The organism is Kribbella pratensis (assembly GCF_004365355.1).
In the GTDB taxonomy this organism is placed as follows: Bacteria; Actinomycetota; Actinomycetes; order Propionibacteriales; family Kribbellaceae; genus Kribbella.
In genome coordinates this window covers 1,796,982-1,823,340 of record NZ_SODP01000002.1, presented here as the reverse complement: position 1 = coordinate 1,823,340, position 26,359 = coordinate 1,796,982, and the positions used below count along the sequence as shown (strand labels likewise).

The 26,359-nt window shown below is 67.0% G+C and carries 34 protein-coding genes and 1 tRNA gene; 12 read left to right on the top strand and 23 right to left on the bottom strand.

Annotated features, from left to right (window positions below; all coding sequences use genetic code 11):
• Positions 1-5: 5 nt before the first annotated feature.
• Positions 6-81 (top strand) — tRNA-Arg (locus tag EV653_RS25560).
• A 632-nt stretch (positions 82-713) separates the two neighbouring features.
• Entirely contained in the window at positions 714-1,109 is a 396-nt protein-coding gene (locus EV653_RS25555) for a hypothetical protein (RefSeq protein WP_134106203.1), read from the top strand.
• A 204-nt stretch (positions 1,110-1,313) separates the two neighbouring features.
• Here EV653_RS25555 and EV653_RS25550 read toward each other — a convergent pair whose 3' ends face one another.
• From EV653_RS25550 to EV653_RS25520, 8 genes are all read right to left on the bottom strand, one after another.
• Positions 1,314-1,763 carry a hypothetical protein gene (locus EV653_RS25550; RefSeq protein WP_134106202.1) on the bottom strand — a complete coding sequence of 150 codons (450 nt, stop codon included), beginning with the start codon at positions 1,761-1,763 and terminating at the stop codon, positions 1,314-1,316.
• An 834-nt stretch (positions 1,764-2,597) separates the two neighbouring features.
• On the bottom strand, positions 2,598-2,738 hold the full coding sequence (locus tag EV653_RS41315) for a hypothetical protein (RefSeq protein WP_166679554.1): 141 nt from the start codon (positions 2,736-2,738) through the stop codon (positions 2,598-2,600).
• A gap of 100 nt (positions 2,739-2,838) precedes the next feature.
• A complete protein-coding gene (locus EV653_RS25545) occupies positions 2,839-3,429 on the bottom strand; it encodes a nucleotidyltransferase domain-containing protein (protein WP_134106201.1) in 591 nt (196 codons plus the stop codon).
• A gap of 759 nt (positions 3,430-4,188) precedes the next feature.
• Positions 4,189-4,536 (bottom strand): hypothetical protein, encoded by a 348-nt coding sequence (locus tag EV653_RS25540; RefSeq protein WP_202871818.1) that lies wholly within the window; start codon positions 4,534-4,536, stop codon positions 4,189-4,191.
• A gap of 621 nt (positions 4,537-5,157) precedes the next feature.
• Positions 5,158-5,565 carry an arsenate reductase ArsC gene (locus EV653_RS25535; protein WP_370358551.1) on the bottom strand — a complete coding sequence of 136 codons (408 nt, stop codon included), beginning with the start codon at positions 5,563-5,565 and terminating at the stop codon, positions 5,158-5,160.
• Entirely contained in the window at positions 5,562-6,308 is a 747-nt protein-coding gene (locus EV653_RS25530) for an aquaporin (protein WP_134106200.1), read from the bottom strand. Before EV653_RS25530 ends, EV653_RS25535 begins: the two co-directional genes overlap by 4 nt.
• An 85-nt stretch (positions 6,309-6,393) precedes the next feature.
• Positions 6,394-7,077 carry an arsenate reductase/protein-tyrosine-phosphatase family protein gene (locus tag EV653_RS25525; protein WP_134106199.1) on the bottom strand — a complete coding sequence of 228 codons (684 nt, stop codon included), beginning with the start codon at positions 7,075-7,077 and terminating at the stop codon, positions 6,394-6,396.
• Positions 7,078-7,149: 72 nt separating this feature from the next.
• Positions 7,150-7,518: an ArsR/SmtB family transcription factor gene (locus EV653_RS25520; protein WP_134106198.1), complete on the bottom strand. Its 369-nt coding sequence runs from the start codon at positions 7,516-7,518 to the stop codon at positions 7,150-7,152.
• Positions 7,519-7,597: 79 nt separating this feature from the next.
• Between EV653_RS25520 and EV653_RS25515 the strand changes: the two genes are divergently transcribed.
• Positions 7,598-8,995: an FAD-dependent oxidoreductase gene (locus tag EV653_RS25515; RefSeq protein WP_134106197.1), complete on the top strand. Its 1,398-nt coding sequence runs from the start codon at positions 7,598-7,600 to the stop codon at positions 8,993-8,995.
• Positions 8,996-9,165: 170 nt separating this feature from the next.
• On the opposite strand, the gene EV653_RS25510 is transcribed toward EV653_RS25515, so the two are convergent.
• Positions 9,166-9,702, bottom strand: a complete 537-nt coding sequence (locus EV653_RS25510; protein ID WP_134106196.1) for a GNAT family N-acetyltransferase — start codon at positions 9,700-9,702, stop codon at positions 9,166-9,168.
• A 20-nt stretch (positions 9,703-9,722) separates the two neighbouring features.
• Positions 9,723-10,202, bottom strand: coding sequence for an SsrA-binding protein SmpB (gene smpB / locus EV653_RS25505; RefSeq protein ID WP_134106195.1), 480 nt, complete (start codon positions 10,200-10,202; stop codon positions 9,723-9,725).
• A gap of 78 nt (positions 10,203-10,280) precedes the next feature.
• On the opposite strand from smpB, the gene EV653_RS25500 reads away from it, so the two are divergent.
• Positions 10,281-10,787: a DinB family protein gene (locus EV653_RS25500; protein ID WP_134106194.1), complete on the top strand. Its 507-nt coding sequence runs from the start codon at positions 10,281-10,283 to the stop codon at positions 10,785-10,787.
• A 4-nt stretch (positions 10,788-10,791) separates the two neighbouring features.
• Here the strand turns inward: EV653_RS25500 and EV653_RS25495 are convergent, their stop codons facing one another.
• The 3 genes from EV653_RS25495 to EV653_RS25485 all read right to left on the bottom strand — a co-directional run bounded on the left by EV653_RS25495 (position 10,792) and on the right by EV653_RS25485 (position 13,643).
• Entirely contained in the window at positions 10,792-12,006 is a 1,215-nt protein-coding gene (locus tag EV653_RS25495) for an RNA polymerase sigma factor (protein ID WP_134106193.1), read from the bottom strand.
• The gene (locus EV653_RS25490; protein ID WP_134106192.1) at positions 12,006-12,476 is read right to left on the bottom strand and encodes a YciI family protein; all 471 of its coding nucleotides are present in this window, start codon (positions 12,474-12,476) and stop codon (positions 12,006-12,008) included. The genes EV653_RS25495 and EV653_RS25490 overlap by 1 nt, the downstream gene beginning before the upstream one ends.
• Positions 12,477-12,614: 138 nt before the next feature.
• Entirely contained in the window at positions 12,615-13,643 is a 1,029-nt protein-coding gene (locus EV653_RS25485) for a hypothetical protein (RefSeq protein WP_134106191.1), read from the bottom strand.
• 69 nt (positions 13,644-13,712) lie between these two features.
• Here EV653_RS25485 and EV653_RS25480 point away from each other — a divergent pair, with 69 nt between their 5' ends.
• The 3 genes from EV653_RS25480 (at position 13,713) to EV653_RS25470 (ending at position 16,593) form a co-directional block, all read left to right on the top strand.
• Entirely contained in the window at positions 13,713-14,468 is a 756-nt protein-coding gene (locus EV653_RS25480; protein WP_134106190.1) for an SAM-dependent methyltransferase, read from the top strand.
• A gap of 78 nt (positions 14,469-14,546) precedes the next feature.
• Positions 14,547-15,305, top strand: coding sequence for a phosphotransferase enzyme family protein (locus EV653_RS25475; RefSeq protein ID WP_134106189.1), 759 nt, complete (start codon positions 14,547-14,549; stop codon positions 15,303-15,305).
• A gap of 28 nt (positions 15,306-15,333) precedes the next feature.
• Positions 15,334-16,593 (top strand): hypothetical protein, encoded by a 1,260-nt coding sequence (locus EV653_RS25470; protein ID WP_134106188.1) that lies wholly within the window; start codon positions 15,334-15,336, stop codon positions 16,591-16,593.
• Here EV653_RS25470 and EV653_RS25465 read toward each other — a convergent pair.
• The 5 genes from EV653_RS25465 to EV653_RS25440 are packed head-to-tail and all read right to left on the bottom strand — an operon-like array spanning position 16,590 to position 20,057.
• Positions 16,590-17,306 carry a transglutaminase-like domain-containing protein gene (locus EV653_RS25465; protein ID WP_202871817.1) on the bottom strand — a complete coding sequence of 239 codons (717 nt, stop codon included), beginning with the start codon at positions 17,304-17,306 and terminating at the stop codon, positions 16,590-16,592. The genes EV653_RS25470 and EV653_RS25465 overlap by 4 nt on opposite strands.
• Before the next feature lie 52 nt (positions 17,307-17,358).
• Positions 17,359-18,306 (bottom strand): threonine ammonia-lyase, encoded by a 948-nt coding sequence (locus EV653_RS25460; protein ID WP_202871816.1) that lies wholly within the window; start codon positions 18,304-18,306, stop codon positions 17,359-17,361.
• Between the two features lie 58 nt (positions 18,307-18,364).
• A complete protein-coding gene (locus tag EV653_RS25455) occupies positions 18,365-19,147 on the bottom strand; it encodes a nucleotidyltransferase domain-containing protein (protein ID WP_134106186.1) in 783 nt (260 codons plus the stop codon).
• Complete coding sequence (locus tag EV653_RS25445) at positions 19,132-19,710, bottom strand: histidine phosphatase family protein (RefSeq protein ID WP_166679553.1); 579 nt, start codon at positions 19,708-19,710, stop codon at positions 19,132-19,134. The genes EV653_RS25455 and EV653_RS25445 overlap by 16 nt, the downstream gene beginning before the upstream one ends.
• 2 nt (positions 19,711-19,712) lie before the next feature.
• A complete protein-coding gene (locus EV653_RS25440) occupies positions 19,713-20,057 on the bottom strand; it encodes a ClpX C4-type zinc finger protein (protein ID WP_134106184.1) in 345 nt (114 codons plus the stop codon).
• Positions 20,058-20,149: 92 nt separating this feature from the next.
• On the opposite strand from EV653_RS25440, the gene EV653_RS25435 reads away from it, so the two are divergent.
• Together EV653_RS25435 and EV653_RS25430 are read left to right on the top strand one after the other, a co-directional pair.
• Complete coding sequence (locus EV653_RS25435) at positions 20,150-20,584, top strand: hypothetical protein (RefSeq protein WP_134106183.1); 435 nt, start codon at positions 20,150-20,152, stop codon at positions 20,582-20,584.
• Positions 20,585-20,617: 33 nt separating this feature from the next.
• Positions 20,618-21,115 carry a hypothetical protein gene (locus tag EV653_RS25430; protein WP_134106182.1) on the top strand — a complete coding sequence of 166 codons (498 nt, stop codon included), beginning with the start codon at positions 20,618-20,620 and terminating at the stop codon, positions 21,113-21,115.
• On the opposite strand, the gene EV653_RS25425 is transcribed toward EV653_RS25430, so the two are convergent.
• On the bottom strand, positions 21,112-21,492 hold the full coding sequence (locus EV653_RS25425) for a VOC family protein (protein WP_134106181.1): 381 nt from the start codon (positions 21,490-21,492) through the stop codon (positions 21,112-21,114). The genes EV653_RS25430 and EV653_RS25425 overlap by 4 nt on opposite strands.
• A 53-nt stretch (positions 21,493-21,545) precedes the next feature.
• Between EV653_RS25425 and EV653_RS25420 the strand changes: the two genes are divergently transcribed.
• A complete protein-coding gene (locus tag EV653_RS25420; protein WP_134106180.1) occupies positions 21,546-21,920 on the top strand; it encodes a hypothetical protein in 375 nt (124 codons plus the stop codon).
• Here EV653_RS25420 and EV653_RS25415 read toward each other — a convergent pair.
• On the bottom strand, positions 21,917-22,699 hold the full coding sequence (locus EV653_RS25415; protein WP_202871815.1) for a phosphotransferase: 783 nt from the start codon (positions 22,697-22,699) through the stop codon (positions 21,917-21,919). The two genes, EV653_RS25420 and EV653_RS25415, sit on opposite strands and share 4 nt — an antisense overlap.
• A gap of 164 nt (positions 22,700-22,863) precedes the next feature.
• Between EV653_RS25415 and EV653_RS25410 the strand changes: the two genes are divergently transcribed.
• On the top strand, positions 22,864-23,706 hold the full coding sequence (locus tag EV653_RS25410; RefSeq protein ID WP_134106179.1) for a DUF72 domain-containing protein: 843 nt from the start codon (positions 22,864-22,866) through the stop codon (positions 23,704-23,706).
• Between the two features lie 19 nt (positions 23,707-23,725).
• Entirely contained in the window at positions 23,726-24,103 is a 378-nt protein-coding gene (locus EV653_RS25405) for a hypothetical protein (protein WP_134106178.1), read from the top strand.
• Here EV653_RS25405 and EV653_RS25400 read toward each other — a convergent pair.
• From EV653_RS25400 to EV653_RS25390, 3 genes are all read right to left on the bottom strand, one after another.
• The gene (locus EV653_RS25400) at positions 24,100-24,600 is read right to left on the bottom strand and encodes a methylated-DNA--[protein]-cysteine S-methyltransferase (RefSeq protein WP_134106177.1); all 501 of its coding nucleotides are present in this window, start codon (positions 24,598-24,600) and stop codon (positions 24,100-24,102) included. The genes EV653_RS25405 and EV653_RS25400 overlap by 4 nt on opposite strands.
• A gap of 38 nt (positions 24,601-24,638) precedes the next feature.
• Complete coding sequence (locus EV653_RS25395; protein WP_134106176.1) at positions 24,639-25,472, bottom strand: carbon-nitrogen hydrolase family protein; 834 nt, start codon at positions 25,470-25,472, stop codon at positions 24,639-24,641.
• 347 nt (positions 25,473-25,819) lie between these two features.
• Complete coding sequence (locus tag EV653_RS25390; RefSeq protein WP_134106175.1) at positions 25,820-26,305, bottom strand: cupin domain-containing protein; 486 nt, start codon at positions 26,303-26,305, stop codon at positions 25,820-25,822.
• Between the last annotated feature and the right edge of the window lie 54 nt (positions 26,306-26,359).

The window sequence follows — 26,359 nt, the reverse complement described above, 5'->3', positions numbered from 1 at the left end:
GTCCAGCGCTCGTAGCTCAACGGATAGAGCATCTGACTACGGATCAGAAGGTTGGGGGTTCGAATCCCTCCGAGCGCGCCACGTAGAAGCCCAGGCAGACACTCTCTGACCTGGGCTTTTGTGTTTCCGAGGACAACAGCAGACAGGGCGGCTGTCGCGCTCGCCGCCCTCTTGACCCCGACGGTTGACCCCAACGTCACTCTCCGCGCTCCTCGAACAGGAACCCCGAGCTTGTCGACGGCCTCACGCTGCAACTCCTCGGCCACGTCGACGTAGTCGTGCGGGGGTCAGCGTGCCCGAGAATGTCCTGAATCTGCTCAAGCGGGACACCCTGACTCCACAGCAACGACGCGCACGAGTCCTGGAGCACGTCGAGCGGATCGACCCTCATGTCCGTGGGGCGACGCCGGCACCCTGTGGACGACAGTCATCACGGAGCTCACCCACGCGGGCAACTGACGACCGTGGGTCCTGCTCGTCGAAGTCCGCCGGGCTTAGCCGTTCGGACAGTCTGCAGGTCCGAGGGAGACAAGCCTACGAGTTGGACGTCGTGGTGCGGGGTCGCTGGCCTTGCTGCTGCGCACTGGCTGGGCGATGGTGCGGCGGAGGATCTGAGGACGTTGCTTGACCAGCCGGTTGCGATCCCCGATGTGCCGGGCGAAAGGCCTGGCGGCTTCCTGTACTTGCGAAGATAATCGGGGCTCGTGGGAGAGATGAACATAGTCTTCGCGGCGCCAGACGACGAGACCGCGATCGCGGAGCTCGGGGATTGGCTGGGGCGGGATCCTGTCCACAATGACGATGGACTCCGACCCGAGGCACTGGCCGACCTGGAATCGCTCCTCACCGGCCGGGACAGCCAGGAGATTGCGGCGGACCCCAGGTACTGCGTACAGATCTCTGAAATCCTCGATGAGGGCGCCGGCGTTGTGGAGGCCGGCCTGATGACGGTCACCGACACGCTCGCCCATGCGCTGGCGGTCGCGGATTCGGAGGCGCTGTCAGCGGCAGCGGCGTCGCACGGCGAGTACGTCGTCCAGGGACTGGCCATCGTCGCGCGCCACGCGGCAGCCCACGGCCACCACGTGTACAACTTCTGGTACTTCTGACCCGACACGGTCGTTTACTTGCGGCTGTGGTCTTGCGGTTGAGGTCGCCGGCGTCTGCCGAACAGTAGCCGCTGCTCTGTCGCTGCCCTGTCGTGTGCCACCTGTGTCGGGCTCCACTTGATGCATGACGGATCGCAGTCAGTTGATCCGTGACACGTCCAGCTAGACGATCGTGGACTGTTTCTGCTGTCGGGCTATTGGTGTTCAGTCCCAGAAGTTGAACAGCAACTCTCCGGCGGTGGTTGGTTTCCAGTAGTCGATCTGGTCGTGTTCGTGGGGGTCGAGAGCACTCAGGTCGACCTGCGATAGAGGGATTTGTAGCTCGTCGACGGTGAGGACGTGGGCGTGGGGCAGGTTCGTGATGGCGGTGGCGAGTTCGTCGTGGTTGACGAACGTGACCGTGGGGTCGCCGCTGGCTCGGGCATCAGCGAAGGCGATGAATGGCAGCGCGATGTGCCGCAGCACCGCGATCTGCTTCTGGTTGTGGGTGATGTCGATCTCGTGGAAGTTCGGCGTGACGCCGGCGGGAGTGACTGCGGTAACGGTGGCGCCGACGGCGCGGACGGCGTGGTGGCAGACGGCGGTGAACGCCCGCAGGTCCTCCTCGCCCTCGAGTGGCGCGTTGAAGCCGGTGACTCCGGGCGGCAGCTTCATGGTCGGGCTTCCCGGTCGTCGCGCCGCCGTCCACCGCCGCGCCCGCTCTCGGTTGTCTTTTCTGAACGCCAACAACATTGCTCTCCGGCGGAGGTTCACGACTCCGGGATGACGGGCCGATTTGGCCGGCTGTTCGGAATGGGGGCGGGGACGCAGGTTTGCTGCCGCTGTGCGTTGCAAGGGTTAGTGACAGTACATTCTGGGCCGCATAACATCCGGACGTGAAGACCTCGAGGACTGGCCACGGAATAGCGCTCGTGATCCTCGTCCCGGCGGCAGTACTTCGGCTCATCACTGGAGACCCACACGATGCGATCGCGCCCGGCCTCATGGCGGCGGTGCTCGGTGTCACGGGGTACCAAGAGTGGAGGCGTGCACTCCGCTCGCCGAAGGCCTGGACCAGGCGGCGAACCACCGTGACGATCTTGGTGGCAGCGCCAGTCAGCATCTTGGCCCTGGCAACGTTCGCGTGGATCGGCCAACAGGATCCGTGGCCGAACCCCGTTCTTGGTTGGGTTGGCGTTGTCATGGTGGTCGCGGTGCTTGTCCGGTTCACATTGAACGCCCGGCGAGAGGACCGGCTAGCTCGCCACGTGACCAAGCAAGGCACGCCAACCACCTGACACGCCAGCCGTGGGCTCGCTAACGGGCTTGCTAACAGCGGCCACGGATCGGGTCGGACACCCCTGGACAATCCGCCAGATCTGCGGGTGCCCTCAGGCGTGCTGTGGTCAGCGATGACGCCTCGAACTCGACTATGGATCAGAAGGTGAAATACAGGTTGGGGAGGATCCTGTGACCGATTCGGTACAGGATCCTCCCCAACCGTGACTGCTAGCTGATCGTGGCGACCTCGTACGCCGAGCACGCCGGGGCGTGGTCCGCGTCGCCGGGGAAGTAGACCCGGTAGGCGATCTGGCCACGGGCGGCTGGGCGGATGCCGAAGGCGTACTTGCCGGACGTGCTCAGCTTCACCGAGGCGGCGTGGCGCTTGATCGAATGGGTGTACCAAAGCCGGTCAGCGACGACGCGCAGCGGAACCCAGGCAGGCAGCAGCGCCCGCAGCCGTGCAAGCTCAGCGGAGGGCTGTTAGCCATGGGTGCTCGGGGTAGCGCGGTGCGATGCGATCGAAGAGCCAGCGGCGGCGTTCCGGGTCGAGCAGCTCGGCGACGTCGGCGAAATCGTCATTGTCCTTGGGTCGACCGCCGCGAGACTTGAACAGGAGCACAATCTCCGGAGCGAGGTACGGAAGGCCGTCGGGCGATCTGAGCGTGATCTCGTCGAGAGGCTTCCGGATAGTGCCTCGGCCCCTGTGGTAGACCCACTCGCCCGCGTCCGACGCAGCGAACAGGATCTGAATCGGGTGCGGGTGCAAGCTGTCAGGGAAGACCAGCGCATTGGGTCCGGGCGCGAGCTGTTCGCCAGGCGCCCACGGCCGGCACTCACCCGTCTCGGGATTCTGGACGGACGGCCGCGGCCTGGTGAAGGTTCTGGCGACCTCGTCGAGATCTCGCGCAAGAACCACAACGTCGGCATCGCCGTGTTGCCGTCGGACGCGACCGGCAAACAGGTCGAGCGCCCAACCTCCAGCTATCCAATAGCGACAGGGGTAGTCATGGAACAGGGCGCGCACCGCGCTGAGCGTTTCGGATCGGTCGATTGACATCAAGGGGAACTCCTCGCATCGGGTCGGATGCGGTGAGCCCCGGTGAGGGTCAGAGCCGCCGGATATACCAGCGAGGCGGCACCGCGCGCGATTGACGCATGTGGACCACCTCCTTTGTGCTCTGACGCTCGACGCAGCTTATCGGGGACTGCATCGCCAGGCACGGCAATTTGGCTTCGTGCGCACAGATCGCCCGAAGGGGAGTTGCGAGGAGTCGCCCGCAGACCCGAAGGTCAGGAGCTAGCTAGCCTGGGGGTTTCTGCTTGCGCAGGGCAACTCTCACGTCTGCTGACACGGCACCGTTGATGGTCCGGTCCGCTGTCTTCGTTGTCCTGGTCCTCGTCGATATGGTCAGCGGCCGGCGGCGAACACGTCAGCGATTCCGGACGCGTGGCGACGGATCAGATCGGCGTACGCCTGGAGCGTGATCGACCGGTCTGCGTGCCCAGGCCGGTCCGCGACGGGTGCGCTTAGTCGAGTGGCGGGCAGCGGAGCCGGCATCCCGGCGCGGGGGACTCGCGCTGGCCGTGCTCAAACTCGTAAGCACACTCGCCGCACATGCCTTCGAAGTCGTTCCCAGTGCCGGGATGCTCACACCACGGATGACGGCAGTGCGGACAGAGGCTCAGCTGCCGGAGCCGCCGGGCTCGCTCTCGACGCTCGCGATACCGTTCCAGGAAGCCGCTCACGGCAATGAGCATGCATCAATTCGCGTCCGCAGCTCTAGGCGCTTTTGAGCGCGCCAACGCAGCCGGGCGGTCACTCAACGGTCTTTTGCCGTTCGGTGCCGGTGTCGAAGAACGCGTCCAGGTATTCGTCGGGCTCGAGGACGCTGCTCCGCATCAACGAGAACACTTCGGCGCCGTCGCCCGGGGTGTCGGCGAGCCGGTAGGACTGCGCGATGCCGAGGTAAGTGTCGGGTGACTCCTCGATGGCGCCGGCGTACTCAATAGCTTCGACCTCGGCTCGTTCGATTGCTTCCTCGGCCGAGGCGGCAAGCCACAGCGTGATGCGCTCCTCGTACAGCGGGGTCGATCGGTCTGGTGGCCACCCGCTGGCGAAGACGCATCTGACGGCGAACCAGCATGCGTCCTTGTCGCTGCTCACGCTGACGATCCTCGCACCTGTGGGCAACCTCCACTCTGGCGAGTGCCCTGACGTGCCGCAGCCCGACGCTAGGTGGCAAACTCAGCGACTCCGGCCGCATGGCGACGGAACCCAGTCGTGAAGACGCAAGGGCTTGTGCTTCGAGGCCTCGAATTTGAGCGCGGCCCTACTCTTCCCAACTGTCTAGGACGGTGATGCGCCAGGGATCGCCCGGTCCGGATCGCTGTGCGATGTGGCCCGGGGGCATTGTTCCTAGCTGCGCGATCGAGCTATTTCTCTCGATCGCGTGAGCGATGTGGGTAGCGATCGACGCGCCGGGTGGGTTGGATCGTTGACACCGTCGCCGACGAGCCATGAGCCGTCCGGCGCGTGGATCACCTCTCGGGCGGGCTGTTCACCCGAGAGCACTGTCTTTTGTACGACTGCGCCCAAGGTGTTCGGGAAACCCTGGTCGTCGAAAGGGAACGGCAGGTGCCGGATCATCTCGCGCTCGTCGGCCATCTTCGGGTGCCTCGGCTCTGGTCGAATTGTTTGCACGGGCAGCCCTGCAGTGTGGTTGGGCGGCTGACGGGCTCGCAAGCAGCGGGCACGGATCGGTTGCCTGACCTGGGTTTGGGTGTCTCAGGGCTGGGCGGTCCGTAGTTCGGTGAGGAGGGTTTCTATGTGGGTGCGGATTTCGTCGCGGACCTGGCGGACGGTTTCTATTGGCTGGCCCGCGGGGTCGGTGAGTTTCCAGTCTTCGTAGCGTTTGCCGGGGTAGAACGGGCACGCGTCGCCGCAGCCCATGGTGATAACGACGTCGCTGGCCTGTACGTCCTCGGTCGACAGCAGGCGCGGGGTATTTGCGGTGATGTCGATGCCGACCTCGCGCATGGCTTCGACGGCGACGGGGTTGATCTGGTTGCCGGGCTCGGAGCCTGCTGACAGTACGTCGATCTCGTTGCCGGCCAAGGATCGGAGCCAGCCGGCGGCCATCTGGGAGCGGCCGGCGTTGTGGACGCAGACGAACAGGACGGTGGGTTTGCTCACGAGGATGCTCCCGCGGTTGTTTCGGTGTGGGGTGTGGCGACGTCATCGGCGGCTTTGCCCGCGTCGGGGTAGAGGACCGCGATTGCAGCTGTGCCGAGGATGGCCCCGAGGATCTGGAAGGCGATGAAGCCGGGGACGGATCCGGGCGCGATGCCGGCGAACGTATCGCTGAAGGCGCGGCCGATGGTGACCGCAGGGTTGGCGAACGAGGTTGAGGACGTGAACCAGTACGCCGCACCGATGTAGGCACCGACCGCAGCGGGCGCCGACGCCGCACGGCCGGTCCGAGCGAGCGCGAGGATCAGCATGATCAGCCCAGCAGTGGCGACTGTCTCACCGATATAGAGGTGGCCGCCGGATCGGTGGGTGGTCGACCAGGACACGGCGGTTTCGCCGTACATCAGGTTCGCCAGGATCGCCCCCATGACGCCACCGCCGATCTGGGCGGGGAGGTAGGCGGCCAGATCTCGTGCGCTGAGCCCGCCGCCAGATCGTTGCCCAAGCCACCGGTCGACCAGAGACACGACGGGGTTGAAGTGCGCACCGGACACCGGCCCGAACATCAGGATCAGTACGGCGAGCCCGAGCGCGGTGGCAAAGGAGTTCTCGAGCAACTGCAGACCTGTGTCGTTCGGCGAGAGCTTGGCGGCTGCGATGCCGGAGCCGACCACCACGGTCACGAGCAGCCCGGTCCCGAGCCCTTCAGCGAGAGCACGCCGCCAGAGCGATTGCGCGTCGCTCATCCGCGACTCACCGGCACGGCGAGGTTGGAGAGGCCTTCACGACGCGGCCACCCTTGCCCTTGCGCGGGTGGGCGGGTTGCTTCAGTCATCGCTTGCTCCTGGTGTCTGCCGGCGCGAGCCGATCAATGCGCTCGGCCAGCTCTGCATAGGCCGCTTCGAAGGCCGCGTCCGTGTCGATCGGCGCCGGGTCGGGGATGGACCAGTGCAGCTGCGGCCGTTGGTTGCTGGGCAGGCGCTCGTGGGCGTTGTCGCACACCGCGATCAGAAGATCATTGCCCTTGGCAACGTCATGCAGGTGGCTTGTGTGCCAGCCGGAAGGATCAAGCCCGTGCCGCCGGGCGACCTTGATCGCCCGCGGATGAACACGCTCGGCCGGTTCGGTGCCGGCGGAGACAGCAGGTACGTCGCTACGTCGGGACCAGATCGCGGCGGCCAGCTGAGACCGGGCCGAGTTCTGCGTGCAGACGAACACGACACGCTCCGCGGTGATCCGCGCTGGCGTAGCGATCGCGGCCAGCGCTTCCGGTTCGAGCCGGACATACGTACGTCGCCGGTCGCCCTCGGAGCGTGTTCGTACGACGAGGCCGGCATCCTCGAGCACCTTCAGGTGATGGGCGACGAGGTTCGTCGGCAGGTCCAGAGCGGCCCCGAGCTCCCCGGGCGCGGCATCACCGGCAACCAAGGTGTCCACGATCGCCAGCCGCGCCGGATCGCCGAGCGCCGCGTGGATGCGGGCTCGCTGCTCCCGAGTGAATCGCTCAGTGCTCATTGACTCAATGGTCACTGAGGTATCTACAAGAGTCAAACATCAACCGACCCCCGCCTGGCAAGAGGCAAGAGGTCAGTGCGCCGACGCGGTTTCCGGTACGGCGAGAAGGCCGGCGATCCACCGCAGCTTGTCGGGCACGGGCCAGTAGTAGACCCAGGTGCCGCGCCGCTCACAGTCGACCAAACCGGCCTCGCGTAGCACCTTGAGGTGATGCGAGATGGTCGGTCCGCTGACGTCGAACTGCGGGGTCAGATCGCACACGCAGATCTCGTCGCCCGCGGAGGTGATGATCGAGAACAGCCGGAGCCGGATCGGATCGGCGAGTGCCTTGAACACGCCCGCGCCCTCGGCGGCTCCCGCCGCGTCGAGAGCTGTGTCAGAGATCGGTGCGCAGCAGCCTGCGCCCGCGACGGGGGTCAACGCGATCTCTTGTTTCGACATGGATCTATCTTGACTCTTGTCGAATCAAGAGGCAAGCTGACTGTTGTTTCGATGATCTTCTAGATAGGGAGTTGGGATCGTGAGCGAGCAGACAGGGGCGCCGGTCGTCGTCATCGGTGCGGGTCCGGTCGGTCTTACGGCAGCCGCGCACCTCGCCGAGCGTGGCGTGGACTTCGCCGTACTGGAGTCCGGTCCGAGTGTCGCGGCGGCGATCGAGGAATGGCGGCACGTGAAGCTGTTCAGCCCGTGGCGCTACGCCATCGACTCCGCAGCTCGCCGCCTGCTCGAACGATCCGGCTGGATCGAGCCCGACCTGGCCAAGCTCCCCACCGGCGGCGACCTCATCGACGCCTACCTCGCACCGCTGACGAAGACTCCGGAGCTGAACGACCGCATCCGCTACAACACCCAGGTCACCGCCGTGACGCGGGTCGGCTTCGACCGCATCCGTACGACTGGCCGCGAGGCCGCGCCGTTCCTGATCCGCCTTGCTGACGGATCCGAACTGCTGGCGTCGGCCGTGATCGACGCGGCCGGCACCTGGCGGAAGCCGAACGTCCTCGGCGGCTCCGGCATCCCGGCCCGCGGTGAGGCCGAGGCTGGTGAAGGCATTGCCCATGCTCTGCCCGACGTCCTCGGCGTCGACCGGGACCGCTTCGCGGGTCGTCGTACGGCGGTCGTCGGCGCGGGCCACTCGGCCGCAACGACGCTGCTTGACCTCGGCCAGCTTGCCGACGAGGTGCCGGGCACCGAAGTTGTGTGGGTGGTGCGCGGGACCGACCAGGCCCGCACGTACGGCGGTGGCGATGCCGACGAGCTGCCCGCCCGGGGCGCGCTCGGCTCGCGGCTCAAGAAGCTCGTGCAGTCCGGCCGTGTCGAGCTGGTCAGCTCATTCCGCATCGAAAGCATCAGCCGCGCTGACGGCAAGGTGCGGCTGACGTCTGGCGAGCGTGGGGTGGTGGCCGACACCGTGGTCAACTCGACCGGTTTCCGGCCGGACCATGACATGGTCTCCGAGCTGCGCTTGGACCTGGACCCGATCATGGGCTCCACCCGCGCGCTGGCACCGCTGATCGATCCGAACAAGCATTCCTGCGGCACGGTTCCGCCGCACGGAGTCGACGAGCTCGCGCACCCCGAGCCCGGGTACTACGCGGTCGGCGCCAAGTCCTACGGCCGCGCCCCGACGTTCCTACTCGCGACCGGGTACGAACAGGCGCGCTCGGTCGTCGCCGCCCTGGCCGGCGACTGGGAAGCCGCGCGAGACGTGCAGCTCGACCTACCGGAGACCGGCGTATGTTCGTCCAACCTCGCGTACGGCGGCACGGCGGACGAGGCCGGCGGTTGCTGCGGCCCGGCCCCGCAAGCAGTCGAGCTCTCCGCACCAACCAGCCGCGGCCTAGCCACCGGCATCACCGGCGGCCTCCTAACCGTCATCGAAAACGACACCACCAAGTCCTCAGGCTGCTGCAGCTGACCCCTCCGGCAACCTCCGCGCCCGCCAGGCCCAGTCCTCGGCGCTCGCCTCGCGGATGGCTGTCGCGGTGGAGGGAGCAGTCGTGATCCGATGCTCGCGCGCCTCGTGAAGGGCCTGAGCAATCCGCGCAGCTCGCAGTACGAACCGTGCCGACGACGCCGCAGCGCCCGTCAGGCGGTTCTGGGTGGGGAGCGTAGGCCGAGCCATTGTTCGGTGCCCCAGGCTTCGAAGCGTTCTAGTTCGGTGAAACCTAGTTTGGTGGCTAGGCGGATTGAGGGGATGTTGGCGGATTGGGTGGTGAGGACTACCGGCTCTCCGGGGAGGGTGTGGTCGAACCAGGTGAGGGCTGCCGCGCAGGCCTCGGTGGCGTAGCCCGAGCCCCAGGACTGCGGGAGGAACAGGTAGCCGAGGTCGGCCTTGCCCGCGGCGGCTGGCCGGCGGTGGTCGGTTGCTCTTCTGAGGAGGATCTGGCCGATCATTGCTCCGTCGAGTTCGACGACGAAACTGCCGGGCCAGCGCTCGGGGATCGCGGGCGTCTCGCGCTCGAGTTCTTCGCGTGGGCGGGGGCCGCCGACGTACTTGTTCACCTCGGGCGACGCGAGTAGCTCGATGAACGCCGTACGGTCGCGCGCCTCGGACTCACGGAGTACGAGCCGCTCGGTCTTGATCGGCGCCGGCGGCCAGGCCACGGGTCCCAGGTCATCCACCAGCGCACGCTAACAAGAGATCAGTCCGAGCGGCCCTTCAGGCGGCGCTGGACCGCGCGCTCGGCCTCGCGGGTCGCCTCGCGTTCGGCGAGGGAGTGCCGTTTGTCCCAGGTTTTCTTGCCGCGGGCAAGGGCGATCTCGACCTTCGCGCGACCGTCCTTGAAGTACAGGAGCACCGGGACGATGGTCAGGCCGCTCTCGTTGACCTTGCGCTCGATCTTGTCGATCTGCGCACGGTGCAGCAGCAGCTTCCGCTTGCGGCGAGAGCCGCCGTTGAACCACCGGGACTGCGAGTACTGCGGGATGTGCACGCCGTGCAGCCAGATCTCGCGGTTCTCGACCTGAGCGAATCCGCCGACCAGGGAAGCCCGCCCGGCCCGGAGCGCCTTCACCTCCGGCCCCTCCAGTACGATCCCCGCCTCCCAGGACTCGCCCAGCTGGTAGTCATGCGCAGCCTTCCGGTTGCGCGCGACGACGGGCTCGGCCTCTGGCTTCTTCACATCGCGATTCTGCCTCCACGCCCGCCGTACGGGCTAACTCGGTGGCCCTGGGAGCGACCTGCACGTAACGTCACCGGCATGTCGACCTGGACCACGCCCGAGCGGCCCGAGCCACCCATCAACCCGGTCGACGAGCGGTCCGCTCTCGACGACCGCCTCGAGTACCAGCGCACGACGTTGCTGCAGAAGTGCGGCGGCCTGACCCCGGAGCAGCTGGCGATGCGATCGGTGCCGCCCTCGGAGCTGTCGCTGCTCGGACTTGTCCGGCATCTGTCCGGAGTCGAGGCCTGGTTCCACACGTACGACGGCCAACCGGACCACCACTACTTCTGGGACTACGTGCCAGGCTTGAGGACGGGCAGTGAGGTCGTCGACGTCACGCGGGCTGCGGATGACCTGGCCAGCTATCAGGCGAGTGTCGCCCGGTCGCGTACGGCGGTGGCGGGGCTCAGCCTCGACGCGGTCAGTCCCGGTGAGGACTACACGCTGCGGTGGATCTACCTGCACATGATCGAGGAGTACGCACGCCACAACGGTCACGCCGATTTCCTCCGCGAGCGCATCGACGGCGCCACCGGCGAATAGCTTGTCAGTCCAGTGCGGCTGCCTTGTTCAGTAGCACTGAGCGTTCGCGTTCGTTGGTGCAGAGGCGGGCGGCCAACTCGAGCTCGGCGCGGGCCTCGGGGAGGCGACCGAGGCGGGTGAGGAGTTCGCCGCGTACGGTCGGAACCAGATGCGAACCGGGGAGCTGGTCCGAGGCGATCAGTTCGTCGACCATGGCCAGTGCCTCGGCGGGACCGGAGGCCATCGCGACGGCGACGGCGCGGTTGAGCTCGACGACGGGCGAAGGCGCGACGCGGCCGAGGGCCTCGTACAGCACCACGATCCGGTCCCAGTCGGTTGCCTCGACGGATGGGGCCGACGCATGTACGGCGGCGATCGCGGCCTGCAGACCGTACGGTCCGAGCCCGCGAACGGACGCCTTGGCCAGCGACGCGAGCCCACGCTGGATCGCCGAGATGTCCCATCTCTGCCGGTCCTGGTCCTCCAGCAGGATCGGTGAACCATCCGGGCTCGTACGGGCCGGGAAGCGCGCGGCCGTCAGCTCGCACAGCGCTAACAGGCCGTGCACCTCCGGCTCGTCCGGCAGCAGCGCGGTCAGCGTGCGCGCGAGCCGGATCGCCTCGTACGCGACATCCCGGCGTACCAGAAGGTCGCCCGACGTGGCCGTCGAGCCCTCGGTGAAGATCACGTAGACGACGCTGAGTACGCCGCCGAGCCGCTCCCGGCGCTCATCGGCCGGCGGCAGCTCGAACGGTACGCCGGCCGCCGCGATCGTCTTCTTCGCGCGGGTGATGCGGGCCTGCACGGTCGGTACGGGCACCAGGAACGCGCGCGCGATCTGTTCCGACGACAGGCCCGCGACCACGCGCAGGGTCAGCGCCACCCGGGCCTCGGGCGAGAGGACCGGGTGGCAGCTGATGAACATCAGCGCCAGGATGTCGTCGTCGATCCGGTCCGGGTCGATGTCCTCGTCGACCATCGGGTCGGCCGCAAGCAGCGCGTAGCGGTCCTTCAGCGCAGTACGGCGGCGGATCGCGTCGATCGCCCTACGCCGGGCCGTAGCCATCAGCCAGCCGGCCGGACTGTCCGGAGGAGTGCGCGGCCACGACACCAACGCCTCAGCGACGGCCTCCTGCGCGGCGTCCTCGGCCAACGCGAAATCCCCGGTGAACCGAGTCAGCGCGGCCACGATCCGCGCCGACTCGATCCGCCAGACCGCCTCGACATCCGCCGAATCCATCAGCCCCGACCGGCGCTCTCACGCTCCCCGCCGTCACCGGCTTGCGCGGGCTCCTCGCCGGGGCCGGCTTCCGCAGACTCCCCACCGACTTCCCCGGAGTCCTCGTGGCCCGGCGGCCGTTCGTCCTCGCCGGCAACCCGCCGTACCTCGATCTTGGAGCCGGGCACCGACGGCAGCCGCTTGGCCCACTCGACAGCCTCCTGCTTCGACGCGACGTCGAGCATGAAGTATCCGCCGAACAGTTCCTTCGTCTCGCCGTACGGCCCGTCGGTCACCACCGGCGCCTCCCCGCTGAAGTCGACCACGACACTCTCGGCCGCGTCATCCAGCCCCTCGGCCGCGATGAAGACCCCGGCCTTCATCAACTCCTCGATGAACTGGTACGTCGAAGCCGCCAACTCCTCGAACCCAGCCATCACAGCCGCATTCGACTCATCGGTCCCCCGCATGATCAGCATGTACTTCGCCATCGCACTCTCCTAGTCCCTCGAACCGCCACCCGGCCCGCACCACCCCCAGGTCGAACGCCCAACCCCCAGATCGACAACACTCATGAAAAATCTTCTTGTCGCGAATCCTCGTCGGTGCAGTTGCCGTGGATCAACTAATCAGGCGGCGGTGATTGCGGTGATTGCGGTGAGGTAGTTGTGGGGGATTTCGGCGCGGGCTCGGAGTTCGAGGGGGTCGGCGTGGGGGAGTAGGCGGTGCCAGGAGGTGAGGCGGTGGACGTTGGTGAGGGCCTCGGTCGCGGCGAGGTCGGTGCGGAGCACCTGGGGGTCGGCGTCCAGGTGGTCGCGCCAAACCGTCAGGTAGGTGGTGAGTAGTTCGTCGCGGTCCGGGCGGGACAGAGGCGCGCGGGTCCAATCCGTGACGGCGTCGAGGAAGCCGTGGAGCGAGACGAACGGGTGGGCCCAGAGGGCGTTGCCGAAGTCGAAGAAGCGAGGGCGGAGTACGCCAGTCGAGCGGTCGGCGAAGATGTTGGCGGGGTAGATGTCGTTGATCTCCAGATCGAGCGGAACGGTGTCGCTGAGGGACGCAGTTCGTCGGTCCAGTACGTCGGCGGCGCGCGCGGCTCGTTTCAACAACTCCGGATCGAACTGGAGGGCCGACCATTCCTCCGCCACGGCGCGCACGCGGTCACCGGCGGCGCGCGGGTCGAGCTCGACCATCCCGTCGTACTCCGTCAGGTCGAGCCGGCCGAGGACGGTGCACTGGAGGCGGGCCAGGGCGTCGACGACGATGCAGCGCGTCCTCTGGTCCGCGACATCGGCGTGCGTCAGCGTCGTACCGTGATCGTCCGTCAGCAGCCAACGGCGTTCGCGATCGACCGCGAGCGGCACGATGACGTCGTACGGCGCGAGTCGGGCCAACGCGGCGACCAGCGCGGGCTCGAATCGATGGCCGGGGTTGTTCTCCTTGAACCACACCAGACCCTCGACGGTCGGATAGCAGCGCACGACCGACCAGAAGCGAGCGCGGTACGTGACGGGTACGCCGCTGATCCGGCGACCGTGTTCGGCAAGTCGACGAGCGACCCAGGCGTCCGCGGCCTGCGTCCACTGAGGTGATGTCCAGTGGCGGACCCATTGACCCTCCGCGTCGGGGCCGAGCGGTCTGGCGGGCGGCGGATCGTGCACCCGCGGCAGGCTACCGGCCAGCGAATAACCGGTTGCTCAGGCGTGGGGTGTCTCGGAGACTCGCGTCGCATGGATGATGCCGAGCTCGACGTGCTGTTGAGGAACGAGCGCTACCCGCGGTCTGCGGCGTACTCGGGGCGGTGGATGGTTGATGGCGGGATGGGGCCTAACGCCGTGTGGCAGGCGGAGGCATTGGGCGAGGTTATGGCGCTCGAGCCGGGGATGCGAGTACTCGACATGGGCTGTGGCGCCGCGCTCAGCTCGATCTTTCTGGCCAAGGAGTACGGCGTTGAGGTGTGGGCGACCGACCTGTGGATCAAGCCTGACGAGAACCTGCGCCGCGTGGCCGAGGCTCGACTGGAAGACCAGGTTCACCCGATCCACGCCGAAGCCCACGCCCTGCCGTTCGCCGAGGACTTCTTCGACGCGGTGGTCAGCATCGGCGCGTACCACTACTTCGGCACCGACGATCTGTACCTCGGCTATTACTCGCATTTCGTGAAGCGCGGCGGCCAACTCGGCATCATCCAGCCGGGCCTCGTCGCGGAGTACGAGACACTTCCCCCGCCGCACCTAGTGCCGTACTGGAAATGGGACTTCTGCGCCTGGCACAGCCCCGCCTGGTGGCGTCGCCACTGGGAGAAGACCGGCCTGGTCACCGTCGACCTCGCCGACCAACTCCCCGACGGCTGGCAGGACTGGCTGCAGTGGAACGAAGCCTGCGACCAAGACGCCGGCACACCGAACCGCGAGGAAGCCCAAATGCTCCACGCCGACGCCGCCCAATCGCTCGGCCTAACCCGTCTAGTTGCCCACCGCAACTGACTACGTCGACTCAACCCGTCGGTCAAACCCCGCGACTAACCAGATGCAGGCAGAGCCTACGTTCGGCAGGATGGCGGGGTGGAGGGTGAAGAGGTGCTGACGGGCGGGAACGTCGCTGATCGGGTCGTGCGGGTCGGGGCGACGGTGCGGAAGCCCGGGCTTCCGCAGACGCCTGGAGTCGAGGCGGTGCTCAAGCACCTCGCCACGCGGCAGTTCGACGGTGCACCGCGCACGTACGGGCGTGACGACGAGGGGCGACATGTCCTCGAGTACGTAGACGGCGAGCTCGCCCACGCAATGCCTCTGTCGACCCTGGACGAGTTGCGCCGGGTCGGCGGGCTGATTCGCGAGCTTCACGACGCGATGGAGAGCTTCGAGCCGCCGTCGGACGTCGCCTGGAACGTGATCGTTCCCGATCCCGCCGGCGGCGACCTGATCTGTCACAACGACCTCGCGCCCTGGAACCTGGTCCGCAACGGCGCACGCTGGGTCTTCATCGACTGGGACAACGCCGGCCCCTCGTCGCGGCTCTGGGATCTCGGGTACGCCGCAACCGCGTTCGTCCCGTTCGTTCCGGGAGGTGATGTAGAGGTCGACGGCACGCGGTTGCGTGCTCTGGTGGACGGCTACGGCCTCGACCCGCAGCAGCGGCGCGCCCTCCCCGCGCAGATCGCGGCTCGCACGCGCGGCCAGTACGATCTGCTGATTCGCGGCCACAAGACCGGCGAGCAACCGTGGGCACGTCTCTACGAAGAGGGCCACGCCGACTACTGGGGCCCGGCGGCCGCGTACGTCGCCGAGCATCACGACGCCTGGGTTGCAGCCCTGGTTAGCTGATGACCTGCTCGACGGCGAGGATGCTGGCATGGGGAGCATCACGGGGCCGGCCAAGGTGCTCGGCGCGGCGTTCGTTCTGGGCGCGGTTCTGGTGGCCGGCGTTGGCTCGGGCATCGGATTCGAGCAACCGTTCAGGATCGACGACTCGGGTGACCTGAGCGTCGTGTACGCCGTCCTCGGCGCCTGGTTCCTCGTGTACGTCGTACTGGCGATCGTCGTCGTCGCGGACGCCGCGCGCCTGGCGCGACGCGGTGATCTCGCCGCCGCCCAGGAGTCGGCGAACTTCGTGAAGCTCATCGCCATCCCGTACTTCCTCTTGAACTTTGTCGCACTGACAGAGGTGGTCGCGGTCGTCGGCGTCAACGATCGGGACCGGCTTGGTCTCGACGGGTTCCTTGTGGCGGTGCTGTTCGTCATCCTGACGTACGTCGTGTTGCTGCCGACGTCGGCGTACGGAGTGGCCTGCCTGGTGCTCATGAAACGGAGCGATCAGATCGGGCGGGTCTTCTTCGGGCTCAATCTGGTGCTGCAATTCCTGTTCGTCGTCGATGTTCCCAGCACGGTCGTCGTGGTCGAGGTGGCCAGGGACCGCTTGGGCACCACCCGCCGACCCGGAACGCTGTCGAGGAACCTGCTGACCGGCGTCCTCATGCTGGGCTCTTCGGTAGCCGTCGCGTGGCTCGCCTGCGTCGCGGTCTTCTGGCTGTTCGACCCGCCCGGGATGTTCGTCCGCGATGCGATCTATGTCCTCACGATCGCGTCGCCGGTGGAGTTCGTCCTGCTCGTGCTTCTCCCGGTCGTGCCACTGGTCACGTTGCGAACCTCGGTCCGGCTCTTCCTGACCAACGACCTCGACGCACTGCGGCGATCGGCCCGAGCAGTCAAGCTCGCCCTGATTCCGCTGTTCATCCAGAACTTCGTCCTCTGCGCGATCGCCGTACTCGCCAGCACGTTCCTCCCTATCGTCGCCACCCACGGCACGTTGGTCTTGCTGGGTCCCGGTGCCCTGGTGTTCCTCGGAGCCTTCGGCACAACTGGCCTGGTCTCGGCCGTCATCACGACGTACCTGATGATGCTGCCGACCTCGATTTACGGCCTGACGTCCCTCGCCCTACTGATGCGGCACCGAGCCATCACCCCACGCTTCTGCGCCCTCCACGCCGTCCTGCACCTGATCTTCGTAGCCGACATCATCAGCACGCTCGTAGTCACCCATCGCGCCCGCCAACTCCTGACGGCCGGCCCGTCGTCGGCTGGTTTAGAGCTGCGGTCGGAGTACGTGAGCTAGCGGGCTCCGGCTGAGCGGTGGGCCATCAAGGGCTCGCCGAGGGTGCGTGCGGTCAGGCAGAGGGTTTGGCCGTGTCGGGCGAATAGTTCGTCGCGGTGGTCGAAGTAGCCGAGGGTTTCGAGCACGTGGCCGGAGAGGTCGCAGGCGCCGTCCGAGCAGCTACCGCTCCAGGAGACTCCGGTACGACCGATCGCGTCGTACAGCGTCTCAGCTCCGTCGTTGGTGAAAGCCTTCGAGGGTACGTCGTCCGAGCCGAACAGCTCGCCTACCGGAATCCACCGTCCCGCGATCCGGAACTCAGGCCAGGCGAGGATCACGCGATGCGGCACAAGCCACGGCGTACAGGAGAACCGTGGGTACCAGAACCTTCCGTCGACCGCGATCCCTTCCACTCTCGTCGGGATGCCATGCCGCCGAGCCAACGTCTCCAGTACGGCGAGTCGCTGGCTGCAGGAACCGCGTCCACGCCGGATCGTCTTCGACGCCGCTTGCAAATCGTTCAGCGCATAGACCGGCCGAACCCGCGCCGCGATCGCCGAGTGTGCCTGCCGCAGCCAATCCCGCTCGGCAGCCTCGCTGAGCGTCCCCGCGAGTTCCGCGACGACCGGCGATTGCCAATCCAGCACGTACGTCGGCGCGGTGGACCCGTTGCCGTTTGAAGCTTGCCCGCCGGCATTGCCTCGCCGACGCGGCATTAGCAAGGACGAGGTCACCGAGCCAGTATGACTGGAACGCGGAGCGGGCCGGGATCAATCTGCAGCGACCTCACCAGGGCGCGCCGATCCAGCGGTGGTACGTCGGTAAGTCGACGTTGCTGCCGCAGATGATGGTGAGGACATGGCGGTCGACGAAGCGGGCGGGGTCTTCGAGGATGGCCGCTATCCCCAAGGCGGCGGACGGCTCGACGATGAGGCCGGCGTAGTTGTAGAGCAGGCGCATGCCGGTGATGATCGACTGCTCTTGGACCAGTACGGCGTCGTCGGCGATCAGGAGGAGGTCGTCGAGGACTTCCGGGATCGGGAAGCGGCCGGAGACTCCGTCTGCGATGGTATTGGTGGATTCGGTGGTGACGACGCGGCGTTGGTGCCACGAGTGCGTCAGCGCCGGCGCGCCGTGCGGCTGCACGCAGATCACGTCAATGTCGGGCGCCAACTCTTTCACCACATGACCCACGCCAGTGGCCATCGCCCCGCCCCCGAGCGCGATCAGTACGGTGTCGAATGTCGGCGTACCTTCCATCAACTCGAGACCGATCGTCGCCGCCCCCTCGCAGGTCTCGAGGTCGAGGCTGTCTTCGAGTAGACGAATTCCTTCGTACTGCGCGATTGCCGCGGCCCGCTCACGCGCCAATTCGTGGTCGCCGTCAACCAGTTCCACCTCGGCGCCCAGCGCACGAATCCGATCGAGCTTCGCCTGGGTCGCAAACCGCGAAGCTACAACCGTGACGTCAAGCCCACGACGCCGCCCCGACCAAGCAAGCGCCTGCCCTAGATTGCCCGCACTCGCGCAAACAACCGCCCGCGCACCCGCCTCAGCCAGCTGACTCGCAACCAACTCCGTACCGCGCCCTTTGAAACTACGCACCGGGTTAGCCGTCTCGAGCTTAATGCTCACCCCACAGCCAACCACCGACTCCAACGCCTCACACCTGTACTGCGGCGTATCCAGAAACACCCGATCAATAACCCCCAGAGCTCCCCGAATCCGCCTCATATCAAGCCGACTCTCTCCCACAACCCAAAAGCCTAACGGGCGCTGCCTTTGTCGTGGGCTAGTTCGAGGACTCCAAGAGGTCGAGGTAGGTGTGGGCGGCGGCGAGGCTTTCTGGGTGGACTAGGGGGTCGAACTGGGTGAGGAGTTGGTGAAGGGTGGCGAAGTGGTCGGGCCAGGTGCCTTCGGGGGAGCCGCCTAGGAATTCGATTGTGCGGAGGGCGTCGGGTGAGTGGCGGGCGAGTTGTTTGGCTGCGATGGGGATGAGGGCGAGGCGCAGTGCCTCTTGCTCGTCGGGGGTTTTCGGGGTGGCTGGCTCGTGGGCGCCGCGGTACTCCGAGAGGGATTGGGTGATGCCGTGTCGGTCGAGGAGCACGGTGCTGGCGGGTGGCCAGGTTGCCAGTGAGATCGGGTGGATGGACCAGTCGACCCAGAGTGGGAGGTCGTCGAGGACGTACTGCGCACTGATTGCTCGAGTGCCGATCGGACCGTTGTGGTGGGCATCGATCGCGAACGCTCGTCGGCCGGGTCCGCTGGGGAGGCGATCCGGTACTGCGTAGTCGTCGAGGTGCTCGTCCTTCACGACGAGCAGGAGGTCGACGTCGCTCCAGTCGTCGGCACGCCCTGCGCCCAGTGAACCAACCAGTGCTGCGCCGGCGACTGATGGATCGTCTTGGAGGGCGGCCGTCACCGCACTCAGCCAGCGGTCGCGGATGCGGGCCAGACGGGGTGCGGGCGGCGCGGTCGGTGCGGACGGTGCTGTCGGTGCGGACGGTGCTGTCGCGTTGGTCGTCCACCCGGTTGGTTCCGGCCGGGAGTCGCCGCGGCTCATCTGGCTGGCCATTCGGCGGGTTCCGGGAAGAAGGTCGGGCCTGTGTCTGTGGAGGGGAGTTGATTGAGTTCGCGTACGCCGCAGTGCTCGATGCCGGCGTCTCCGGTGAGGGACTCGATGAGCATGCCGTGGGATACGGCGATGAAGGGGGCGGCGTGGCGTCGGAGGGCTCGGGTTGCACGGCGGCGTACGGAGGATTGTGGTTCCCACCTGCGGGTTTCGCCGGGTGGCCACTCGCCGTTGTGGAGGTGGAAGTCGGCGACGGCTGCGAGAGCTTCTTCAGTACGCCAGGAGAGTGTTGCGTCTGGCAACCATTCGCGGAGGTCGACTTCGACTGCGGTGAGTGGGAGGCGGGTCTCGGCGGCTATCAGAGCGGCGGTCTGCAGGGCGCGTGTCATGGGCGAGGAGATGATGTGCCGGGCGCCGCTGTCGCGGAGCTTTCGGCCGACTTCTCGTGCCTGTTCGATACCCACGGGCGACAGCGGAGAAAGGTCGCGGGCCGGACCCCACCAGCCTTCTTCATCCAATTGAGTGCCATCGACTTCACCATGACGGACAAGGACAATTCTCGGCACGGTCATTCCTCGCCGGAGAAGCGTTCCCAGGCGGATTGACGGCTGATTCCTAGTGCTTCGCCGATCCGTGCCCACGTGACGGACCGCGAGCGGAGCCGTAGTACGCGGTCCTGGACGGCTGCTTCGACCTGGCTGTGTGACGAGTTGATCCGGGCCATGTCGGCCAGCAGTTCGTCGTCGCTCTTGCCGTCCAAGGGCGGGAACTTCGGCATGGGCTTCCCAGCGAGCAGTTGGTCGCACAGCCCCACGCACTCGTTGCAGATGAACACCCCAGGTCCGGCGATCAGGTGCTCCACCTCGTCCCGGACCTTGCCGCAGAACGAGCAACGCATCAGGTTGTCTGACATGACGCCTCCCGAGCTGTCAGGCCCACCCTGACAACGCTTGTCAGGTTAAGCCTGACAAGCCAGACCGGTCAAGGGTCCGGGAGAATCCGTGCATGGTGACGTATGTGAGGTACCAGAGTCCGGTGCCCGATCGACGCGGGCGGCGGATCGGGATCTTCGGCTTGGTGAACATGCTGGCGAATCGCGGGTGGTTGACTGCGGAGGAGGAGCAGTTCCGGCGTACGACGAATGCCTGGTACGACGCGACGTACGTGAATCCGTCGACTGTCGATCCGGCGATCTACGAGGACAATCCGTACGCCGCAGCGTGGTTCGTGCCGACTGCCCAGCATCTGCTGGTGCCGATTCCCGGCTACCTGAAGATCCTTGCCGCACACAACCTTCCGTGCGAGCGATACACCTCGACGTCGCCGGGCCGAGTCATCTACGAGGACCCGCACCAGGTAGTGGTCGTACCCCACGAGCCCGAGGACCTAGCCAAGGCGACGACACTCATTTGGCTCCCGCCCCGCAAAGAACACCGTTGAGCGTGGTGCGGGAAGCTGCTAGTAGTACGTCCCATGTCAAGTGACTGGGAAGCCTCGGAGTTGCCGCGCGGGATTGTGGCGTTGCTGGAGGAGCCGCAGGGGTTGAGCGACATTGCCGAGCGGCTCGAGGTGACGGATGCGCGAGTGCTCTGGTACCTCCACAGGCTCCGCGACACCGGGCGGGTCGTGGAGGGCGCCGGCCTTTGGCGGCGTACTGCGGCTGGGACGGAGCTTGCCGAGAGCCCAGCGCCGGAGAAGAGCGGATGGACCGAGCAACCAGGGGCGAGTGCGCAGGACTACGTCCAGGCGTACGCCGACGCCGCGGCGGGCATGTTCGGGACGGGGTTCGTGCAGGACATGGGTGAGCACGCCGGGCGGGTGCCGGGTGAGCGGGTCGCTGAGTTCCATGAGCGGTTGTTGGCCCTGGTCAGCGAGTACTTCGCGCCGGACAAGGTCGATCGCGCCGCGAGCCCGAAGTACGGCTTCCGCTGGGTGCTGACGCCGGTGGACCTGCATCCGCTCGACGATTAGCCGGGCGTCCAGCACAAACAGAATGGGTGGCCCGCCGGATCGGCGTACACCTGAACACCACGCGCGGCCGTGGAATCGCCAGCGGGTTTGAGGAGCCGGGCGCCGAGGGCGATGGCTCGCTCGTGGGCGGCGGTGTGTGCGTCGACGCCCTCGAAGTACAGGTCGAGGTGGATCTGCTGCGGCGTACCGTCAGGCCACTCCGGCGGCACATGGTCAGGTGCGAGCTGGACACCGAGCGCCCACCCGCCGTCGACCCAGATCGCGTGCCAGCGCTCGCTCCACTTCTCGACGGTGCCGTCGAGGAAGTCGGCCCAGAACGCGCTCTCGGCCTCGATGTCGGCCGCGTCGAAGACGATCATCCGGTGCTTGATGTCCATACACGCCAGTCTGGCTGCTCAAGTGGCCAGCTGGATCACTTACGGTGAGGTACATGGCGTTTGCTGCGAAGGGGAGCAAGGGAGAGTCGTTCCTTGCCGTGGTGGTTGGTGGTGGGGCGGCGTTCGGGTTGATCGTCGTGACGTCGCGGGCGTGGAAGGCGTGTCATGTCGACGTGACCGGAAGCGTGCCGAACGGCCTGACGTTGCTGTTCCTCGGGCTGCCGCTGGCGTTGATCGTCAACCTGGTGCTGTTCACCATCGTCTTCCGGTACGCCGGGAAGGCGTTCCTGTTCTCGCTGATCGCAGCCGCCGTCGCCATCGCGATCGCTGACCTCGCACTGTTCTCGTGGCAAGGCACTCCGGCCGGCTCGCCCGGCACCTGCCCGGGCAACGTCCCGCCGTGGTGGCCCACCTGGATCCCGACCTAGTCCACGAGTCGCAGGAGCGCGGCGGCACGTTCCGGGGCGCCGATGTCGGTCGTCGCGGGGAAGAGGCGACCCCATGAGCCGGCGCGCGTGAGGTGGCTGAGCCGGCGGGCGAGCGCGGCTGCCCGGCGTAGATCGGAACGCGGGTGTTCAGCGGTCCATGGCTCCAGGTACGCGTCCTCCAGCCGCGGGACCACCTCCGGGCCGAGCTGCTCCGCGGCGCGGTCGATCGCGACGAGCAGACTGCAGAACGGATGGGCGACATTCGCGTCACCCCAGTCGAAGAACGTGTACCGACCGGGCCCGGCCACCAGGATCTGCCCATCGTGCAGATCAGCGTGGTCGAGCGTGGCAGCGATCCCGAACCCGTCCAGCTCAGCGCAACACTCCACCAGCCGAGGCCGGAACGCCGACAACCGCTCGCGATCAACCGCATCAACCGTCTGCACGATCGAATCGAACAGCGCAGGCAGCACCCGGGCGTCCGGTACGCCGAGACGCACCAGCTCCTCGACCCGCGGTACGAGCGCCCGCTGCAGCTCGCCGTACTGAACCAGCACCTCTTCCCAATGCCGTACGTCCAAGGTCTGACTGCGTAGGAGCGGGCCGCCGTCCGGGAGAAGCGCCCAGCCGCGACTGCAGTCGACGGCGTACGGCGTGAGCACGTGCTCGGGCGCCCAACGCGACAACGCCTCGGCGAGCGCCGGCTCGAACGCACTGCCGGGCGACGTCGCCTTGAACCAGACCGGACGGTCAGCGCAGACCCGAATGATCACGACCACGGCCGAAGCCGCACCCGCCGCTCGCCCGTCTCGCTGACACCCAGCGCGGCGAGCTCCCGATCGAGCCACTCGAGGACCGCGGAGCGCCACGCGGGATCCTCCCAGGGTGTCCGTGCGTCCTCGTAGGATCCGCGGTCGATCTGCGTAGGGACAATAATCGAGGGATGACGCGCTGGCCGGACACCCAATTTCGGATCGGCATCTCCGGATGGCGCTACCCGCCGTGGCGCAAGGTCTACTACCCCGAAGGCCTCCCGCAGCGCGCCGAGCTCGAGTACGCGTCGAACCGGCTGAACTCGATCGAGCTCAACGGCTCGTTCTACGCCCTCCAACGGCCGACGTCGTACCAGCGCTGGCACGACGAGACGCCCGACGGCTTCGTCTTCTCGGTCAAAGGCCCGCGGTTCGTCACGCACATGAAGCGGCTGGCCGACGTGGATGCGCCGATGGCCAACTTCTTCGCCTCCGGAGTACTTGCGCTCGGCAACAAACTCGGACCGGTGCTGTGGCAACTACCGCCGAACTTCAAGTACGACGCGGAGCGGTGCGCGGCGTTCTTCGCGCAGTTGCCCCGGACAACGTCCGCTGCGGCGGAGGTTGCCAAGGGCCACGATGAGCGGATGGAGGGTCGCGCGCTGCTCGAATGCGCCGTCGACATTCCGCTGCGACATGCGATCGAAGTACGCCATGACAGCTTCAAGACCAAGGGGTTCGTCGAGTTGGCCCGCGAGCACGACATCGCGGTGGTGTGTGCGGACACGGCCGGCAAGTGGCCGATGTTCACCGACGTCACCGCGGACTTCGCCTATGTCCGGCTGCACGGCGCCGAAGAGCTTTATGTGAGCGGTTACGACGACAAGTCGCTCAAGCGCTGGGCGCGGAAGATCCGCTCGTGGAAGTGCGATACCTACGTGTACTTCGACAACGACGTGAAGGTGCACGCGCCGTACGACGCGGAGCGGCTGGCCAGCCTGCTCGGGATCAGTTCGGCGGCTGCCGAAGCATGACGGGCTTACCGTCGGCGGCATGACTGAGAACCCTGGAGAGCTCGTCGAGCAAGCGGTGGAGCGGTCGCTGAAGCTGGTCGTCACGTGGCCGGCGTGGGACGGCGAGCCGCGAATGTCCGACGACGGGCGGACGTTCACCCCGCACAAGGCGGTCCGCCGGATCGCCGACCATATGGTCGATCACCTCGCCGAGGTCGAGGCGCTGCTGGCCGGCGTGCCGACGCAGCCCGACGAATGGCACGCGAGCGCGCTCACCTCCGCCGCCGACCTCGCGCCGTTCTCCGAAGAGGGCGGAACTGCCGCACTGATCAAGTCGGCCGCTTCACGTTGCCGCACGCTCAGCGCTGGGGCCGGCGAGGCTGCGAGCACAGCTTGGTCAGTGCGGCAGGTCCGCTAGAACAGCCGCGCGCCGACCGGCTGCTCCAGGTCGAGCAGGAACTGCTTCCGCTTGAGGCCGCCGGCGTACCCGGTCAGCGAGCCGTTCTTCCCGATCACCCGGTGACACGGGATCACGATCGACAACGGGTTCTGCCCTACCGCCTTACCGACCGCCTGCGCCGCGTGCGCCGGCTCCCCGAGCCGCGCGGCGATCTCGCCGTACGTCGTGGTCTCGCCGTACGGGATCTCCTCGAGAACCGTCCACACCCGACGCTGGAACTCGTCACCGTGCAGCCGGGTCGGGACGTCGAAGGAGACCCGCGAGCCCGCGAAGTACGACTCCAATTGCTCGGCGACCGCCGCGATGAACGGGTCGGTGGCTTCGACTCGTTCACCCAGCGTCTCCAAAGACGGCTTCACCCAGTGATGCGGGAAGTAGACGCCGACCAGTACGTCGTCGTCGGCGACCAGTGTGAGGTCACCGATCCGGGTGCTGACAATCGCGTGCCTGTTCATACAGGTAGAACGCGTCAGCACCCGAACCTGTGAGGGCTCTACGAGCCGACGCGCTCCCGCGTCCGCTGCCGGAAGCTCCGGCCGGTCTCGCTGATGTCAGCCCGGTCTACGTCGGTCACCACAACCGCCGGCGTATTGTCCGACGGCCCCTGGACGGCCCACTCGCCACGCGGGTTGATCACACCCGCATCGAGCCCGGCGCCCGGGTTGGCCGGAACGGCGAGACTGATCCAGGACGTGTTGATCGCCGCGATCCCCCGGGCTTGGATCCCGATGTGCTCGTTGCGGTTCACGCCGTTGCTGCAGTACGACACGAGGACGCCGTCGGTCCCGAGGCGGTCGTACTCCGTGAACACCTCCGGGAAGATGACGTCCAGCCCGAGCGCGAGCCCGAACCGGTACCCGTCCACCTCGAAGGTCACCGGGTCCCTGCCCGGGGTGTACATCCAGGTGACCTTGGTCGTCGACAGCATGCGCTCGTCGTACCGTGCGACCAGCTTCCCCTGGTCGGACACGACGTACATGCTGTTGTGCGGCCGGGCGTCCGGCAACTGGTGGACCGTCGGGAGCACGGTCCAGATCCTGAGTTCGCGGGAGAGGGCGACGATCTGGTCGACCTCGTCCTGCAGGACCGTCCAGTCCGCCTTGGTCCAGTCGGACGGACCGACCTCGTCCGGACCGAGCGAGGACATCACCCGCTTGCTCGGGAAGCAGATCGCGCCCTCGGTGAAGTGGACGAGGCGCGCGCCGGCGGCCGCGGCCTCCCGCATCAGGCGACGTACCTCGGTGCCGCTCTGGCGGAGCAGCGTGGGGTTCGTCGGGTCCTCGTGGACGGTGGTCTGGGCGACGGCGATTCGTAAGGTTTCCGGCATGTCTTCTCCTGTCGGAGTCGGACGGAAGTGCCGGAGGGCAGACGTGTAGGACTCACCGGTTTTCGCGGCGCGGGCTCGGACCCGTTGCTTGAAGTTCCTGTGCGCTGTCATCTGGCCTTCCACGCACTCGCACGCGATCCCCCAGCGATCCCGTCGAGGCGGCTGACCAGGACGAGCGGCCCGAGACAGGAAGTCCCTTTGCCTTCTCACTGTGACCGCGCTGGGGCCGGTCGACGAAGGTGAGGCGCGGGCCGCGCCGGACCCATATCTTGTCCGAGTCCCCGCGCCGGAGTCAATCAAACTCGCCGCCGGGGCAGCGCGACGGAGCAAATAGGCGTGCGGGCTGGCTAGCTCGAGCGTTGGGCGCCCGGTCGCTCACCCCGGTCGTTCCATGCGGGACTTTCGACGAAGTGGACGTCGTACTCCGTGTGGATTCTGGCGATATCCGCGTCGGACAGTTCTCCGGCCAGCACTCGGGGCAGCAGGCGGAAGTACGGGAATCGGTCGATGCCGGGCGCGATCGTGATGAACAGATCCGCGCTCGCGTCCGGCGCCGCGCCGAATGCATGGCTGACACCGGGCGCCACGACCACATAGTCGCCCTGTCCGAAGACGTGGACGGTCTCGTCGACCAGCATCTCGAGCGTCCCATCGAGGACGTAGAACGCCTCACTGGACAGGTGATGGACGTGCGGCAGTGCCCCGGCCGTCCCAGGCGCCAGCCGGAGGCGGTTGGCCCCGAGCGCTCCGCCGGTGTGAGCCCCGTCAGCCAGGAGCCAGAGCGACGGATTCTCGACGGTTTCCGCATCCTGGGCGCGCTGGATCCAACTCATGAGTCGTGTGGTCAAGGCACGATCCCCCTCTAGTTTGATTGAAGCCTTCAATCA